Annotated in this window: 19 protein-coding genes; 2 read left to right on the top strand and 17 right to left on the bottom strand. The window is 41.2% G+C overall.

All coding sequences use genetic code 11. The features are described from left to right. Positions 1-642: 642 nt before the first annotated feature. Both EO127_RS06110 and EO127_RS06105 read right to left on the bottom strand, forming a co-directional pair. Positions 643-1,359: a DUF4198 domain-containing protein gene (locus EO127_RS06110; RefSeq protein WP_127448584.1), complete on the bottom strand. Its 717-nt coding sequence runs from the start codon at positions 1,357-1,359 to the stop codon at positions 643-645. Positions 1,360-1,508: 149 nt separating this feature from the next. Then, positions 1,509-2,126 (bottom strand): site-2 protease family protein, encoded by a 618-nt coding sequence (locus tag EO127_RS06105; RefSeq protein ID WP_127448583.1) that lies wholly within the window; start codon positions 2,124-2,126, stop codon positions 1,509-1,511. Positions 2,127-2,311: 185 nt separating this feature from the next. On the opposite strand from EO127_RS06105, the gene EO127_RS06100 reads away from it, so the two are divergent. Together EO127_RS06100 and EO127_RS06095 are read left to right on the top strand one after the other, a co-directional pair. After that, positions 2,312-3,214 carry a helix-turn-helix domain-containing protein gene (locus EO127_RS06100; protein WP_127448582.1) on the top strand — a complete coding sequence of 301 codons (903 nt, stop codon included), beginning with the start codon at positions 2,312-2,314 and terminating at the stop codon, positions 3,212-3,214. Positions 3,215-3,295: 81 nt separating this feature from the next. Next, complete coding sequence (locus EO127_RS06095; RefSeq protein ID WP_127448581.1) at positions 3,296-4,231, top strand: hypothetical protein; 936 nt, start codon at positions 3,296-3,298, stop codon at positions 4,229-4,231. Positions 4,232-4,397: 166 nt separating this feature from the next. Here the strand turns inward: EO127_RS06095 and EO127_RS06090 are convergent, their stop codons facing one another. The 15 genes from EO127_RS06090 to EO127_RS06020 all read right to left on the bottom strand — a co-directional run bounded on the left by EO127_RS06090 (position 4,398) and on the right by EO127_RS06020 (position 17,012). Next, positions 4,398-4,739 carry a hypothetical protein gene (locus tag EO127_RS06090; RefSeq protein ID WP_127448580.1) on the bottom strand — a complete coding sequence of 114 codons (342 nt, stop codon included), beginning with the start codon at positions 4,737-4,739 and terminating at the stop codon, positions 4,398-4,400. Continuing rightward, positions 4,739-6,085 carry a phosphoglucosamine mutase gene (gene glmM / locus EO127_RS06085; RefSeq protein WP_127448579.1) on the bottom strand — a complete coding sequence of 449 codons (1,347 nt, stop codon included), beginning with the start codon at positions 6,083-6,085 and terminating at the stop codon, positions 4,739-4,741. The genes EO127_RS06090 and glmM overlap by 1 nt, the downstream gene beginning before the upstream one ends. Then, on the bottom strand, positions 6,078-7,691 hold the full coding sequence (locus EO127_RS06080) for an NAD(P)/FAD-dependent oxidoreductase (protein WP_127448578.1): 1,614 nt from the start codon (positions 7,689-7,691) through the stop codon (positions 6,078-6,080). Before EO127_RS06080 ends, glmM begins: the two co-directional genes overlap by 8 nt. A 9-nt stretch (positions 7,692-7,700) precedes the next feature. Beyond that, on the bottom strand, positions 7,701-8,630 hold the full coding sequence (locus EO127_RS06075) for a YbbR-like domain-containing protein (RefSeq protein ID WP_127448577.1): 930 nt from the start codon (positions 8,628-8,630) through the stop codon (positions 7,701-7,703). After that, entirely contained in the window at positions 8,627-9,454 is an 828-nt protein-coding gene (cdaA, locus tag EO127_RS06070; protein ID WP_127068299.1) for a diadenylate cyclase CdaA, read from the bottom strand. Before cdaA ends, EO127_RS06075 begins: the two co-directional genes overlap by 4 nt. 103 nt (positions 9,455-9,557) lie before the next feature. Next, on the bottom strand, positions 9,558-9,872 hold the full coding sequence (locus tag EO127_RS06065; protein WP_127161061.1) for an XdhC family protein: 315 nt from the start codon (positions 9,870-9,872) through the stop codon (positions 9,558-9,560). Further along, positions 9,862-10,587, bottom strand: a complete 726-nt coding sequence (locus EO127_RS06060; protein ID WP_127448576.1) for an XdhC family protein — start codon at positions 10,585-10,587, stop codon at positions 9,862-9,864. Before EO127_RS06060 ends, EO127_RS06065 begins: the two co-directional genes overlap by 11 nt. 4 nt (positions 10,588-10,591) lie before the next feature. Then, the gene (gene yqeB / locus EO127_RS06055) at positions 10,592-11,395 is read right to left on the bottom strand and encodes a selenium-dependent molybdenum cofactor biosynthesis protein YqeB (RefSeq protein WP_127448575.1); all 804 of its coding nucleotides are present in this window, start codon (positions 11,393-11,395) and stop codon (positions 10,592-10,594) included. Further along, on the bottom strand, positions 11,370-12,023 hold the full coding sequence (locus EO127_RS06050) for an NTP transferase domain-containing protein (RefSeq protein ID WP_127448574.1): 654 nt from the start codon (positions 12,021-12,023) through the stop codon (positions 11,370-11,372). The genes yqeB and EO127_RS06050 overlap by 26 nt, the downstream gene beginning before the upstream one ends. Then, a complete protein-coding gene (yqeC, locus tag EO127_RS06045) occupies positions 12,014-12,769 on the bottom strand; it encodes a selenium cofactor biosynthesis protein YqeC (protein WP_127448573.1) in 756 nt (251 codons plus the stop codon). The genes EO127_RS06050 and yqeC overlap by 10 nt, the downstream gene beginning before the upstream one ends. A 26-nt stretch (positions 12,770-12,795) precedes the next feature. Then, complete coding sequence (locus EO127_RS06040) at positions 12,796-15,078, bottom strand: xanthine dehydrogenase family protein molybdopterin-binding subunit (protein ID WP_127448572.1); 2,283 nt, start codon at positions 15,076-15,078, stop codon at positions 12,796-12,798. Next, on the bottom strand, positions 15,075-15,530 hold the full coding sequence (locus tag EO127_RS06035; RefSeq protein ID WP_127448571.1) for a (2Fe-2S)-binding protein: 456 nt from the start codon (positions 15,528-15,530) through the stop codon (positions 15,075-15,077). The genes EO127_RS06040 and EO127_RS06035 overlap by 4 nt, the downstream gene beginning before the upstream one ends. Next, positions 15,521-16,309, bottom strand: a complete 789-nt coding sequence (locus EO127_RS06030) for a xanthine dehydrogenase family protein subunit M (RefSeq protein ID WP_127448570.1) — start codon at positions 16,307-16,309, stop codon at positions 15,521-15,523. Before EO127_RS06030 ends, EO127_RS06035 begins: the two co-directional genes overlap by 10 nt. A 252-nt stretch (positions 16,310-16,561) precedes the next feature. Next, positions 16,562-16,840 carry a DUF3343 domain-containing protein gene (locus EO127_RS06025; protein ID WP_240646022.1) on the bottom strand — a complete coding sequence of 93 codons (279 nt, stop codon included), beginning with the start codon at positions 16,838-16,840 and terminating at the stop codon, positions 16,562-16,564. Continuing rightward, positions 16,812-17,012 (bottom strand): sulfurtransferase TusA family protein, encoded by a 201-nt coding sequence (locus EO127_RS06020; RefSeq protein ID WP_127448568.1) that lies wholly within the window; start codon positions 17,010-17,012, stop codon positions 16,812-16,814. Before EO127_RS06020 ends, EO127_RS06025 begins: the two co-directional genes overlap by 29 nt. Positions 17,013-17,019: the final 7 nt, after the last annotated feature.

Genomic DNA, 17,019 nt, shown 5'->3' with positions numbered 1-17,019 from the left:
TTTAACGTGACAAGCAGCAATCACAGTGTATTGCGGTCATCCCTTTATCATATTCAGTTAAGACCGCCTCAAGGCTGCATAGCGTAACAAATGACGTTTTATAGAGGTGTTAGTAGAATTTTTTCTCAGAATATGCTATACTACACGTGTAAAAAGAAGAGCCATCAACGTGTGAACGGCGTTAGGCTCATCTCAAAACTTGGAAATATGATGACGCCTAACGTGTGAGGTTGACAGACCTCTTTGCGTTAGGCGTCTTCATTAATCTATTTCAATAAATTAGTGAAATTAATTAGCAGATCTAAAATAAGAATGATTAAATAAATCTTTTCAAATATAGACATACTATCACCTCCTCCTATTATAGGAAGAGATGAGCCCAACTCACGTTGATGACTCTTTAATTTTATTATAGCATAAATCACACATAACGTTGATAATATTTAACACTATTACCTAAGGAACGCAGTTATGCGTAGAAAACTTGTGGCGAGTTTTACTATCCAAATGATACAAATACAAAAAGAGCACGGTGTGCCTCCGAACAAACATTATGAAATACCGTTTGAGAGGGGGTATGCCGTGCTCTTTCCTTTATTTAGTTAAGCCGCCACAAGTTTTCATAGCATCGCAAGAGACGTTTTACTCTGGTTGAATCGTAAATGACAAGCTAGAGAAGTATTTTGTTTGTTCTCCTTTTGTTTCTGTTGGGAATGCTACTTCTACGCCCACAACGTTCAAGCCATTAGCACTCACTGTTACCATTGCTTTACCTTGTGCATCAGCTTGACTTTCATTAGTCAAATCATTGATAACGTCTTTGATTAATGGAGCGTTAGCATACGGCATACCATCTTTGAATACTTGGATTTCGTAAGTATCACCTTTACGCAATGTCAATGGGTTAACGCTTGGAACGATTTCGATTGGCATATTCAAACGTTCAGGTTTTACTGCTGCATTCCAATAGTTTACATTATATTTTACAGCATGCGTAGATTTCACAGCATTTGGTACATCTTTCATCATAGCTTTATGCATTTTGCCATCTTTATCTTTTGTAAAATAGCCATAGTCAAATGTAGTTGCTGTAGTACCTAACATTTTATTTTTCTCAATAGTTACATTGTGTTCATGAGGCATTACTTTCATGTCCAATGGATTATATGCCACATCATAAGCTTCAAAGCTTTTTACCATAGATGGTTCGTATGCGTTATCTACAGGACCTTCGCCTAATACCAATGTTGGTTGATCAATACGTTCTGCAAACCACACGCCATGTGCTGATGCATTGGATCCTACAGATACAGCCCCTACTAATGCTAATGCAAGAATTGCTAACTTACTTTTTTTCATGATGGATATCCTCCTATGAAATATAAAATTACAATACTTATATTGTACATCTTTTGAGAATCACTAGCAATATTTATTTTTAATTATGAATTATTTCTATAATTGACGATTGTTTTTATCTATGTATTAACAAGACGCATATCCATTAATTATAGGATTAGATGAACAATACTTTCAAAAATACCCAAAATCACTGCAAATACTGGACGAATCACAGCACCTAAAAATCCAAATTGTCCCAACACCAGAATGCCGATAAAGAACCACAACTGAGCATTCAATAATTTTTCTTGCCACTCATAAGGCAAATATTGTAGTAGTACATAAAATCCAATAAAGCCTGGCACTGGTAGCATATTGAAAACGCCAAAGCCGATGCACAAGGTCACGATATAGGACATGACCATTTGTAAGCCAGTGCTTACTGTGCTGACTTGCATGGCAATGGACATGCCTACATAGGCCAGAAATGCCACTAAAATATTAGCACCTAATCCAGCTAAGGCAATTTGTATCATCGCAGTGCGTGGGTTTTTAAAATGATAGGGTGAAAAGGGAATCGGCTTACTCCAACCTACGCTAGCAATAAGCATCACCAATATACCAAGTAAGTCAATATGAGCGAAAGGATTAATCGTATCTCTTCCCCATTGTCTCGGTGTAGTATCTCCCAAACGGATCGCCATCTTCGCTTGTGCGTAGTTAAATATAGAAATTGCGATGGCAATAGCCGGTAGCATCGCAATATAATGAATCATATCTTTCATAGTATCTCCTTCTATCATCAAAACTGTTCCTTTTATTATACACGATTGTCCCCCTCTTCCTCCATAGATGGCAAAAAATTTCCTACCAGTCATACACACTCCTACCAGTGAGTGGACAATGTGCACTATTCTGTGCATACTGAAAGTAATCTATCATTCACAGAAAACATAGGAGGAGGCCTATTATGAGCAAACCAAAAAAGTTCATCATTCCCATTCCTTATGAATTACTGTACCAACTGTATGTAACAAAAGGCATGAGTACTACTGCTATCGCCGAGCAATTACACTGTAGTCAAAGCACCATTTGCCAACGACTACGAGACTATGGGATTCCCTTTCATAGTAGAATTCCCACGATCTCCAAAGAGGAACTGACTCAACTCTATAAAAGTAGTAAATCCATCAAATCCATTGCCCAGCATTTTCATGTATCTCCTCGCACTATCTATAGTCGATTACATAAATGGCACCTAAAGGAACTCCGCCCTAGTTCTTCACAAACATCATTACCTATCTCCTATATCTTAGAATCTTACGCTAGAGGATCTAGTGCTGCCATGATTGGCAGAGAATTACAGGTGGCTCCTTCTACGATTATCCATCTATTACAACGCCATGGTGTTTCCCTCCGAAATAGCCTAAAGCGCATTGATTTACCTATGGATGATATTTGCCAGCTCTACACACAACACAAACTGTCTACTATTCATATTGGTAAGCTATACTCTGTCAAACCCTCCACCATTGCGTCGCGGTTACGAGAACGAGGAATTATGTTACGAGGGAATAAAGAGCAACTTCCTACATACTCCATTATTTCTGACTATGTACAAGGTACGTCGTTGCAACAATTAGCCACCACCTACCAAACTAAGTACCATACAATTCGCAATCTATTAATCCGCCACGGAGTCTACCGAAAAGCACGACGTATCCGCGAACATACCTATGCTATACAAAATTTACACAAGAGGGATCAACTATCTGTAGCAGAAATCGCATCTCACTATGGATGCCATCCAGAAACAATTCGACGGATTATCAAAGATACACATCCACAAGAAATTTCTCCTAATACCCACTGATATCTATTGATATCCTTGCTATGCGTTCCAAAGTAACGTATACTAAAAGTAAGTATATCATGTATTAAAAAGGAGTTCATTATGGAGTATATCTTGGCCTTGCTACCTTACTTTACAATAGGTATTGTAGCCGCATTCATTTCTCGATTTACGGGAATTGCTATTTCTTTCTTATTAGTACCAACCCTATTATATTGGGGGGCTACACCGGTAGAAGTCGTATCATTTATGTTGACATTCACTTTGTATAACACATTTACCTTAGAAACACAGGATGTACGACTAGACTTCAAAGAGTTAACCTTCTTCCCAGGTTGGAAATTACTTATCCCTCTAGTTATCTCTTTTGGATTGAGTCTAGTATCTCCTCATCTATCCATTGGGTTATTTATTTTTTTCTTTATCTTAGAATTAGGGGCTGCTCTATACAAACGCATTCCACAAGCAGAACGACCTACCCTAAAACAAATTGGGACTTCCTCCGTACTAGCTGCTGGTTGGACTATCGTCGGTGTCTTAGCATACCGTCATATCCCTGATACTTGGTACTTCCTATTGGTGGGAATTGCTATGTTGGGCTTAACTTGGTTTGCTTACTATGCAGGGGCGAATCGCTATGCTATGCGTCAATCCTGGACTGCTATTTGGCCATCCTTATCCTTACTATTAGGTCTATTTGGATTAGATATTTCTTCCTATATTCACGGAGTGAAACGAAATTTCCCATCTTCTTTTGATCGCATTGTACCTATGGTCACAGTCATCGGCGCTTTTGCGGGCACCATGGTTCTATTTGTACTAGAAAATCAATTTTCCTTAGCTTCCTTAATTGCTGCCGTTGGTTGTGCCTTCGGTATCCGCATGTTTGGATACTACGGATTCAGTAAATCTGGTAAATTCTCTTGGTTAATCATCGGTTTAACCATCCTCATCGTGCTTTGCTTATATTTGGTAAGCCCTAGTCCTGTGGGCATGGATACTGGCAATGCTCTATTACAAGCACCTATTGCGGAATAACTAAATCTAAAAAGGGCTATCACAAAATAGAACCCTATAAAATGGTTCCCAATACAATAAGAGGAAAGTTGATTGAAACATCAACTTTCCTCTCTTTTTTATATTTTAATAGCCAAAAGGCCCCTAAAGAACCCTATCCATCCATAACGTCAAAGCCGTCAAACATCTATCCCTGCGGAAACGCTCCGACAAACTCCCAAATGCTCATATCTGGTAAATGGTTTTGTACATACATGGTTTCTAATGTATCCATACACCATGGTATAGTCACATACTTCTTCACATACATATAATTATGACCATCTTTGGATAAGGCAATTTCTAAATTTAATTGATCTGGATGGTCTTCATCCATAATGGCTTGGACAAAGTGGCTGTTTTCTTTTGGTGTATCCCAAACTAATGTAAAAAACACACGCTCATCTGCCACAATCTGATGTAGCACCGTTTCTACATCATCCCAAGTGCCTTGTTCATAGGTTTCTTCGTCCGTCACTAAGCGAAACATTAGGCTTCTCCTTGTTCAATGCGGATCACATCGCCAATACGGTTACATAATTCATCCAATTGGTCTTGGTCTGGCCCTTCTGCCATAACGCGAATCAATGGTTCCGTACCAGATGGACGCACTAAAATACGACCATTGCCCCCCAATTCTTCTTCTGCTTCACGGATCGCATCTTGGATCGCACTATTCGTCTCCCAGCCTGCTTTTGTAAGCACTCGTACATTTACTAACAATTGTGGGTATTTTGTCATCAAACCAGCTAGTTCAGATAAAGATTTTCCTTTTTCTTTCATTATGGACAAGGTTTGCACTGCCGTCAACAAACCATCTCCTGTACTATTGTAATCTAAGAAGATGACATGTCCCGATTGTTCGCCACCAATAGAGTATCCATCAGCGAGCATTTTTTCCAACACATAACGATCCCCTACTGCTGTGCTGCATGTTTGCATACCCAACTCTTTTGCCGCCTTGTGAAAGCCGATATTACTCATCACTGTGCCTACGATCATATTGTCTTTTAGTTTACCTTGTTCTTTCAGGTGTAAACCACAAAGCAACATGATTTGGTCACCGTCTAAGACTTGACCTTTTTCATCCACCATCAAACAACGGTCTGCATCACCATCATTGGCAATCCCCACTTGTGCGCCTTCACGAAGCACCGCCTCTTGCAAGCCTTCTAAATGCGTAGACCCTGCGTTATCGTTGATATTTGTGCCCGTTGGCTCTACATTGATGGCTACTACCTCTGCCCCTAATTGGCGAAGAATCTTAGGGCCCACATTAGAAGCTGCCCCATGAGCTCCGTCATAGACAACTTTCAATCCAGTTAAAGCATCACTAGTGGATACTACGAAATTCACATATTCTTCCACCCAGTCTTGATGATACGTAATCCGTCCAATATCTCCATCTGTTGGACGTGGCAAGCAATCATCTGCGCTAGCTGTACATAGCTTTTCAATTTCATCTTCTACTGCATCTGGTAATTTAAATCCATTACCATCAAAGAATTTGATACCATTATCTGGATACGGATTATGGGATGCAGAAATCACAACCCCTGCAGTACAACCTTTTTGGCGAACCAAGTAAGCAATGGCAGGGGTTGGTGCTTCCCCTAAAATAATCACATCACCGCCTACTGCGCAAATACCAGAGGCTAAAGCATTTTCTAGCATGCCTCCAGAAATACGTGTATCACGTCCAATTAAGAAGGTTGGACGTTCTACGGATTGACCAAAATAAGACGCCGCTGCTCGACCTAAATGATAGGCCAACTCTGGCGTTAAAAATTCATTGACTAAACCTCGTACCCCATCTGTACCGAATAATCTACTCATGATGATCTCCTTTCAAAGGGCCATATGTATTCATAACTAATATGGCAGTTTCTGCCCCATCTAAAGCGGCACTCATAATGCCTCCTGCATAGCCTGCACCTTCCCCGATAGGATATAATCCCTTCGTGGACTGTGAAAGTCTATGTTCATCTCGTACGATGCGAAGCGGTGCTGATGTTCGTGTTTCCACCCCAGTCATACACACATGGTCCGCATCAAAGCCTTGTATGCGTCGCCCAAAATATGGCAACGCCTCTGCTAATGTATTCGTCACATAGTCTGGCAAACATTGACGAATATCTGCTGGTGTCACACCAGGCTCATAACTATAAGATTTACGCTGTACATCATTTGTCTCTGTGCGGCCTAAGAAGTGACCTACCGTCTGAATTGGTGCATGGTAATTGCGCCCGCCCACGATAAAAGCTTGTTCTTCCCATTTTCGTTGAAAGTCCACCCCGGCTAATGGATGATCTCCAAAATCACGAGGTCCTACAGTAACCACCAAAGCACTATTGGCAATGCCACTGTCACGAGCGTATAAACTCATACCATTAGTCACAACGCCACCTTCTTCTGAAGCACTGGCAACGACTTGTCCTCCTGGGCACATACAGAAACTATAGCAAGAACGATCTTGTTCTTTATCGTGATATACCAAAGAATATTCTGCCGCGCCTAGACCAATATCCTCTGGATGCACCCCATATTGTGACGTATCGATAACATCTTGATCGTGTTCAATACGAACACCAATGGCAAAGGATTTCCCTTCTAAATGGACCCCTCTATCATGGAGCATGCGATACGTATCACGCGCACTATGTCCAACCCCTAATAGTACAATATCTGCTGGGATTTGTTCTGTTCCATTGATCACAACGTCTGTTACTGTTTGATCTTGTACTTTAATATCTGTCACCTGTGCACCAAAACGGACTTCCCCGCCCCAAGCAATAATCTGCTGTCGCATAGCTTTTACCATATGGCGCAAAATATCTGTTCCTACATGAGGTTTATGTTTATATAAAATTTCTTCAGGAGCTCCAAATTCTACAAAGTACGTAGCAATCTCATGAAGTCTTGGATGGGTTACACGAGTGGTTAATTTACCGTCTGAAAAGGTACCTGCTCCACCTTCACCAAACTGTACATTCGATTCAGGTTTGAAAATACCTTCTTTCCAAAACTGTTCTACATCTAAGGTACGTTGGTCTACATCTTGACCTCGTTCTAACACGATAGGACGATACCCTTCTCGAGCTAAGTAAAAGGCCGCTAGCATGCCCGCCGGTCCAAAACCTACCACCACTGGTCGATATTGCATAGGCATAGTACCACGCACAATAGGTTCCGACATTTCAGGTTCCATCAAAGTAATATCTTTATACCGACTTAGTTTTTTCATCAATTGTTGTTCTTGGTCTACTTCTAAGAACATAGTGTACACGAAAGTAATATGCGGTTTCTTTCTCGCATCCACAGCCCGTCGTACCACATGAATTGCTGTAATACGCCCTTGTAAAGGACTATACTTTTTAACAAGCAATGTTTCTAACTGCTCCGCCTCTTGCACGGGTATCCGAAAATTTATAATACGTAACATGTTTCTCTCCTACATATGTGGTTCAATTTCCACTTTCACCACAACTCGGTCTGTGGTTGTTGTTACACCTTCTGGCAAGACTAGACTATATCCCCCAGTAAAACTACTCGTAGCCCCATGGATAGGAATATCAATCGTTTTAACCCCATCAATCCCATTGAGAAGAGATTCTTTTCCTACAATGGTCAACTCTTTTGGTTCTATCACTACTCGTTTCACTGTATAGCCACTAGGTACATTACCCACTACATTAGCTTGGACTGGCACCTTTTTCTCCATCCGAATGCGCTCTAGCTCATATTGAATTTGCGCGCCTTTCGGTGTGATCGTCAATCCTTCTACCACATTGCCCGCAGAATCTACAGGTAAAATGTCCCCTACTTCCGTGAAGCTTTCTCGATGTTTATCTAGATTAATCCGAATCACGGCATAGGATGCTCTGCTTACCAAATGGGCTGGTCCAGAAATCGTTACCGTAGTAGGCATAACTTTAGAGTCTTTAATGGCAATATCATTTGGCACCGTGCCTAATGGTTGCGCCTGGACTTGTAACTCTTTTACCATGTATTCATCCACCGTAACTGTTACATTTTCTGGAGTTATACTATCGATGAAAGTCCCCGTAGGGGCTGTAAAATTGATAGCTACATTTTCCTGTCCTACACGGGCATTCTTCATGTTTACATAGGCTTTCAAAACAGATGGATTAATATCAAAGATAGCATTACGAGGTCCTCGCAAATGAACACGCACTTCGCTCGGTACCCCTTCTACCAAATAATTTTGATCCAAATTCTGCACTTGCACTGGTACAGTATATGTCATTTCTATCACAGGATTTTGGTCCTTCATAACAAATACCCACATACCAATGGCACAAAATAAACAGAATAATTTCATCCCCCAATTATGTTTTAACCCTACTATCCAATGCATCATTTCGATTCACCTCGTTTTATTTTAAGTAAAGAACTGACTGCACTTGGTGTTGGCTCTAATAAAGACAACATAACTGTGCGCAATGTATCTTCTGTGACGCCACGATGAATTTGTCCACCTAAGGCATAAGAAATTTGTCCTGTTTCTTCGCTGACCACTACTACTAAAGCATCACTTTCTTCGCTTTGCCCTAAGGCAGACCGGTGTCGTGTGCCTAATTCCTTGCTCACATCTCGGTTTTGACTGACAGGTAATAAACTAGCAGCCGTCTCAATACGTCCATTACGAATGATTACTGCTCCATCATGAAGAGGAGATTTTGGATAAAACAAATTCATCAACAGTTCACTGGTCACAAGTCCATCGATACGAGTCCCCTGCATGGATAACACATCTAATTTCATGTTTCTTTCAAAAACCATGAGCGCCCCAATTTTACGACGAGACATACTACGACAAGCAATAACGACCTCTTTCACAATGGATGTGAGCTCTTCTTTAGAAATTTTAGTGCGGGATGAGAAAAATCCAGTACCACTACCTAATTGTTCTAAGAGGCGTCGTAACTCTGGCTGAAATACAATCGGCAGAGCAATCATTAGAACGGCCACACTTTGTTGCATAATCCAACTAATGGTATGCAACCCCATAAAGTGTGCCACGATGTTGATGACCACTAATACTCCTAACCCTTTCAATAAGCCTAAGGCTCTCGTATTTTTAACTAGTCTATATAACCAATAGAATAAAGTGGCTACAACTATAATATCTACGATATCTAGGAATCGTAATGTTTCTAATGTAGTTTGTAATTGAAACAGCATAGAATATCTCCTATCCTTTCTAATACAAAATAAGGGTACATGCTCTTGCATGTACCCTTTTATTGTATCCTATATTGGTATTTTTTTCTAGTAAACCTACGATTTATGCACGGTAAGTTTCGATAAGTACGTCCATATTACCGCCGCAAACCATACCCTCTTTAACGGCTACATCATCATTTAAGTCCACATAGATACGACGAAATGCTTCTTTCTTCTGCAAAGCATCTACAGCACTTAATCGAATTTCATTTTCTGCACGGCCCCCACCGATGGTACCAAAGATAGAGCCATCAGGATGTACAATCATAGTAGTACCTGCTTTCCGTGGAGTGGAGCCATGTGTATTTAAAATCGTTGTCACTGCTAACGTGTCTTGCTTATGTTGTTGTAAATACTCAATAAACTCATACTTCATGTGTGTACCTCTTCTTTGATAAAAAACCACCTTGCTTACGATAGGATACTGCCATGTATTCTGCTACGATGGAAAGTGCAATCTCTTCTGGTGTTTGCGCACCTAAGTCTAATCCAATAGGACCATATAACATGTCTAGCTCTTGCTGTATCCAGCCTTCTTCTTTCAACACTTCAAAGGCATGGAAAATACGTTTGTGGCTACCCATCACACCCACATAGGTTGGCAACACATGGCGCACTTGGTGCAAGCACATGCTATCGAACTCATGAGCTCTTGTAACCACCACAATACCTGTATAGGCTTGAAGATTTAAATTATCCTTGAGTGTTTTAAAATCTAAATGTACTCGTTTTACACGGGAATCAAAAAAGTGTTCTTGTAAGTATTCCGCTCGGTCATCGACTACGGTGACGCCGCAACCAATAAACAAGAATTGATCCGCCACACAACGGCTGACATGTCCAGCGCCCAAAATAAGAATTTCTGGATCCTTTTCAACAGGTTGCAAAAAGCATTCCATATCTTCAATAGAAAACAATTGTGGTTCTATTCGTTGAGGTACTGTAAAGCCTTCAATAGCATTGCCATACACCACTTCTCCTGTATAGCTATACATCACCTTATCACCTTGTCGATTTCCAGATAAAATCGTCACAATCAAAGATGATTCATCCTTTGCCATACGATCTTGCGCAATATCAATCAGATTCATGGTTCTACTCCTTTATCTGCTCATATTCCCAAGCAGTGATGGCCTCCATCACACCACCGCCGACAGCTAATGCTTTATCTGATATAGTAAAACAATGGCTGTCTTCACATCGTGCGTCCACATCCGCCAATTTAAAGCCTTTCGTTACTAATATATTAGAAGCTAAGATGCCTCGTAAGGTACCTGTTATTTTTGCATGCACTGGCACATTCTCTACATAGCCTATGACGGAGCCTGCTTCTACTTGATCTCCAATATGACTTTTCGCTACAAATAGACCTTCCGCAGGAGATTTTATCACTCGCTCATGCGTATAGCCACCCACATTACCAGGAATTCCCGTATTGGCTAAAGCAGGACCCTCATAAATGCATCGCCCTAAGGTATGACCACGCATGGTTTCAATCACCACATGTACATCCTTACCAGCATTGAATCCTGGACCGCATCCAATGACCAAGGGGGCATCACTTTTTTGAGTCCCCACATTTCTCTTCGCCAAAATTGCATCTACCACGATAGTTGGTTGTATCGTAGCTAATACAGTTTCATAAGGCTCTGTCACCACAGGAATTGCCTCACGGCTAGCCAACAATTGTGCCACATCTTGTAAAGGTACATGACGTGAGCGCAAGCGCTCTAAGATCATTTCCCCTCGATGCACAGCATTCCCATAGGATACTTCTCTACGAATCATGGTAGGAATGGCAATTTCATTAATCACCACAGGATACCCTGCTCGCCACAAACGATAAATAGCGCCAGATGCCACATCTCCACCGCTACGGATGAGAATGATTGGTTTCATAACGTCCTCCTTCGCTTACGATACGGTCATAGTCTTCTTTCGTATCAATATCAATACCACTATGCATAGTACATTGCCTTTCAAGCCATACATACCTCACATGAGGAGCACCTTCACCTCTTAAAATGACACGTCCCCCCATATCACCAGGAATCAAGCACAATGCATCCGCCCAATATCTGCCAAACACAACGGGATTACCTCGTTCTTGATTCGGTCCATACTGTGGCTGTACAATAGACTTTTCGTCGCCTATATCTCTGAAAGCATGACACAACGCTTCAATCACTTGTACATTTAGTAAAGGTTGATCGATAACACCACATAGGATTGCCTCTAAGCGCTCTTTTTGTGTGCGTTCCCATTGTAACAAGGCTTCAACTCCCAATCGGATCGATGTACCTTGCCCTAGTTGTGGTTCCTCATTAAACACAGGAATCCCCTGTACCTTACGCACCATATCCTCCACACCCATACGTGGGTCAATCACCACCGCTAGAGGTTGTATCTTGCCATACTTAGAAAGAGCAATCTCTAACAAAGTATGCCCTTGATAAGTCAATAATTGCTTGGCCTGTCCCATACGTTTCGATTGTCCAGCCCCTAATACCACGCATCCTATTGCCATGTTAGCACCTTTTGTATACAACAATTTTCGCGATATCCATTAGCCAATACCACCTTATGTAATGGAAGAGATTGCAAAGCTTGCAACAATGTATCTACCACTGATGGATGTACCGCATCGCATCCTGTACAGAACACAATCCGTTTTCCACGAGCATATTGAAAGATACCATTCTCGTGTTCTAATAGTCTTGCTACTCCTTCTGGAGTTATCCTATCTCCTAGTGCAATTCCCGTGATAGCCTGCACTTCTTCTATGCGATGCACATAGTCCTCTGTGAGTGGTTTGCCTAAGACCTGCATGTTGACTACTGCAATAGTAGTCACCGTGTTAGCCGGTATCACTGGTTCGTGAGGCTTCGGGGCTTTCAACCATTTAGTTTTTGCCCCATCTGCCTCAACGACAATGGACCAATCTGGATGATGATCATGTAATGTGTCCAGTAATTCCGGTTCTAAGCCTACTACTTTGTGACCTGCTATCGCTTGGAACCAAGATCCCATCTGACCACGTTTCACTTGCTCTACAATATAAGCCTCTCCTAGTGCTAGATCATCTCCATAATAAGGATTCCAAGGGGCCACTTGTTCCGATCCCATCTTTGTTGTAGTCGTTACCACTACGGGTCGCTTTAGACTGGTTGCCACAGCACCTAATTTAGATACCACTGTTGTTTTACCACCAGCCCCTACGACAGCAAGTATTCCAGGTTCTAGTAAGGACTCCCAATACTGCCTATCACTCATCTCAAATCTCCTATTGTTAGCTCTACCTATTTATTTTGTAATGCCTTATACACACGCTCTGGAATCATTGGCAATGTAGTTACCTCAGCACCTGTAGCATTCAAGATCGCCCCTTGAATCGCTGGACAGGACGTATTGATAACTACTTCCCCAATGGATTTAATTCCATAAGCACCTGTTGGTTCATAGGATTCCACAAAATCTACATGAATATTACCAATATCTAATCGTGTTGGTAATTTATAGTGCATGAAGTTATTCGTTTCTAACACACCACGAGAGGAATAGCGAATTTCTTCATACAATGCCATGCCAATACCTTGTACTACGCCGCCTTCTGTTTGTACAGTGGCTAGATTTCTATTTACAACGGTACCACAATCAACCACAGCATAGTAGTTTTCAGGCGTTACTTTACCAGTTTCAAGGTCTACTTTCACCTCTGCAATACCCACCATGAAAGGAGGCGGAGATGTTTGACTGCCCCATGTCGCCATACCGCTTAGATAATGACCTTTCGGACCCGATACCAGCTTCGGCGCTAGCTCTTTAGTCGTCATCGTTTTAGAACCGTCTTCGGTCCACACTTTTTCTCCATCGAAGGAAAGTGTACTTGGATCCACTTCCAAAATACGACCAAACTCTTGCAAGATTTTTTCTTTTAATTCGTCACAAGCCAGTTTCGTAGCAGTCCCTGTCACATAGGTCGTACTCGATGCATAAGAACCTGGATCAAATGGTACTACGTCAGTATCTGCTTCGTACACAACCATCATATCCATTGGACATCCCAAAGTTTCACAAGCAATTTGTGCCAATGCCGTATTGGAACCTTGTCCCATATCTGTAGATCCCGTAAATAACATATACGTACCGTCATCAAGCATGCGTACTTCTACAGAGGCAGAATCAATATTGGCAATCCCCGATCCTTGAAAGGCTAGGGCAACCCCTAAACCACCCATATGGCGGTCATCTATTTTCCAAGATTTTGGACGATTGTCCCAGTTGGACATTTCTTTCGCTTTTTGGATAGCTTCTTTTAATAAGCCAGATGCCAACACTTCTCCTGGATGAAAGGATTGTGCAGTTTCTCCTACACCAATTAAGTTTTTCAAGCGTAACTCAATTTCGTCCACACCCATGGTATGCGCCAATTTCGTAATAGCACACTCCAACGGCCATAAAGCTTCTGTAGCACCATACCCACGAAATGCCCCGCCTGGCATATGGTTTGTGTACACCACATTAGATTCATAACGAATCGCTTTCGTTTTGTTATATAGAGGCAAGGATTTATGTTCTCCTGCTGTGAAAGTTGTCAACGCATGGCTACCATGTGCTCCTGCATCGGATACAGCTACCATGTCAATAACTTGGATAATACCATCTTTGGTAGCCCCTACACGAATCTTCCAATCCCGTGCATGTCGACTAGTGGAGCAGTTATTCGCTTCATGACGATCGTACACGATATAGGATGGTTTTTTTAATTTCCATGTCACAAAGGCTGGGAACATTTCTGTACAACCCGTTTGTTTAGAGCCAAAACCTCCGCCAATACGAGGCTTGATAACACGAATTTGTGCCGCTGAAATCCCTAACGCACGAGCCACATGTCTACGAATATGGAATGGTACTTGTGTCGAACTAGTGATAACAAGGCGATTAAATTGGTCAATAGTGGCAAAGGTTCTAAAGGTTTCCATTGCCGATTGTAAAGTAGCTTGGTCAAAGTAAGACTCTTCTACTACATAATCACATTTCGCCAATTCTGCTTCTAAATCACCCACTACATGACTATAGGAACACGCAATATTTCGCTTAGGATCTCCCCCTACTGGGAAGTTATAATGGAGATCATCTTCTGCATGAATAATACTTGGATGATCGATGGCTGTATGCATATCCAACACAGGTTCATAGACTTCATATTTTACTTTAATGAGAGGCATCGCTTTTAATGCGCTCCGTTCATCCACGGCCACCACTAAGGCTACTTCATCCCCCACATAGCGAACCACTTGATCTAAAATCAACATATCGTATGCAGATGGTTCTGGATAACTTTGACCCGCTAAGGTAAATCTAGTTTGTGGCACATCTTTGTAAGTATAAATCGCTTCCACACCTGGTACTTTTAAAGCGGCCTCAATATTAATATCTACAATTTTAGCAAATGCATGAGGACTACGAAGCACCTTAATACATAGTGCATTGGATGGAATAAAATCTTCTGTATAGGCTGCTTTACCACTCAAAATCGTTGTGGAGTCTGTTTTTTTGTAACTTTTTCCTAAGTGTTTCATAGTGTTTTGCCTCCTAAAAATTTACGAATCCCACGCATATGCGATTCATAACCTGTACAACGACATAAATTATTATTTAGGTAAGCTTTAATTTCTTCATCCGTAGCATTTGGATATTTACGGCTCAAGGCAATAGCACTCATCATCATGCCTGTTGTACAGTAGCCACATTGATCAGCCCCTTCTTCTGCCAAGCAATCCGCCAAATGAGCTGCCTCTTCCGCTACGCCTTCTAAGGTAGTAATCTCATGGCCTACGGCTCTAAAAGTAGGATACGCACAAGATAACATAGGATCTCCATCTACCCATACAGTACATAAACCGCAGTTTGTCGTATCACAACCGCAACGTACACTATAAAAGCCTAAGTTACGTAATGTTTCCAATAACATTTCATCTGTTTCGATGAGAACTTTTCGTTTCACTCCGTTCACTTGTAACATTATTTCCATTGTGCCACCTCTTTTACCAATCGTTTAAACATGTTTTTTGCCATCTCTAAGCGATACTCTGCACCTGCATGTGAGTTACTTTGAAAGGATAATTCCTCTTGAATTAAGGTTACCGCTTCATCCAAAGCACCTAATCCATTTTCATTAATCATCTGGCAAGCTTTTGTAGCTAATGCTGGTTTGCCCGGACGACAACCAATGTATACGGAATAGCCTTGATCATCTAATCGAGCAGATCCTGTTAAATATGGAAAATCTGAAGTCGATTTTCTTAAGGCTTCAATCGCCACTGGTACTTCTTGTTTTGGTACAATGATTTCAAGCAATAAATCTCTTGTTCCATAGGTTAAGTATTGTTCAATTGGCATGCGGCCCGCTTCAAATAAACGTACCTCTGCTCGTAATGCTAATAAGGCAGGAATAATATCAGAGAACCCGAATTTCGCTGCTACCGATCCCCCCATGGTAGCCATACTGCGGAATTGAACACCTAAAATATCTTTCACAGCTTTTGGGAGCACTCCTCTACAGAATGTTTTAAATGGTTCGTACACCTCTACATCTCGTTGTGTTGCCATGGCTCCAATGCGATATTCTGTGTCTTCTTCTTCAATATAACGAAGACCCAATTCAGACAAATCAATCACCATAGGCCATTTACGATTTCCCAATCGTGTCCAACATCCACCTGCTAAGATGGGCGCCATCTTTTGCTTCACCATTAGTGCATGCGCCTCTTCTACTGTTTTAGGCTGTTGCACTTGCATAAACATAAGCATACTTATACCTCCTGACTCCAACATCTCTATACCCTTATTGTACCATGTATATGAAGATTTTGGCATATGAATTACCTTAGATACTACGCATCCATATATGCATAATCCATATACATCATAACTTACTAACAATCATGGAAATAAAAATAGGCATACACAAACTACTTTGTACTCCAATGAATCTATCATTATGCGAGACTAGTTTATGTATGCCTAATATCAATTTTATATGAGATATAGTTTGCAAGCTGTTCAATTACTTTTATAGATCTCTCTATATCCTTCTTTTTGTTTCTCTACAACCTGCTCTATATCTTCTAAAATATCTTCAGGAATGTCTTCAACAATGCATCGATCCACTTGGAAAATTGCACATGTACCACATGATGAGCTAAGCCAACGAGGAACAGGCTGTAAGCGTACAGTTATGTGTGCCTGCTTACAAAATTGTTCAAATTGGATAGCCCCGAAGTGAGAATAAAACGTTGCTACATATTCCATATTATTTTGTGATAGTGAGAATATACTCACTGTTCTCCTCTTTAGATACGATTGTGTATCCTTGAGCTACTACAAAGCGAGTAATATTTTCCACCGCTGTTTTAGAGTCAGATTGCACAGTATATTGACTGTCACCTGATGCCATCGCTTTTTGTACCATAATCACTGGTTCTGGACAAGATAGTCCTCTTACATCAATCATACTTACC

It is taken from the genome of Veillonella sp. 3310 (genome assembly GCF_003999875.1).
Classification (GTDB): domain Bacteria; phylum Bacillota; class Negativicutes; order Veillonellales; family Veillonellaceae; genus F0422.
This window is presented reverse-complemented; position numbering and strand designations above follow the sequence as displayed.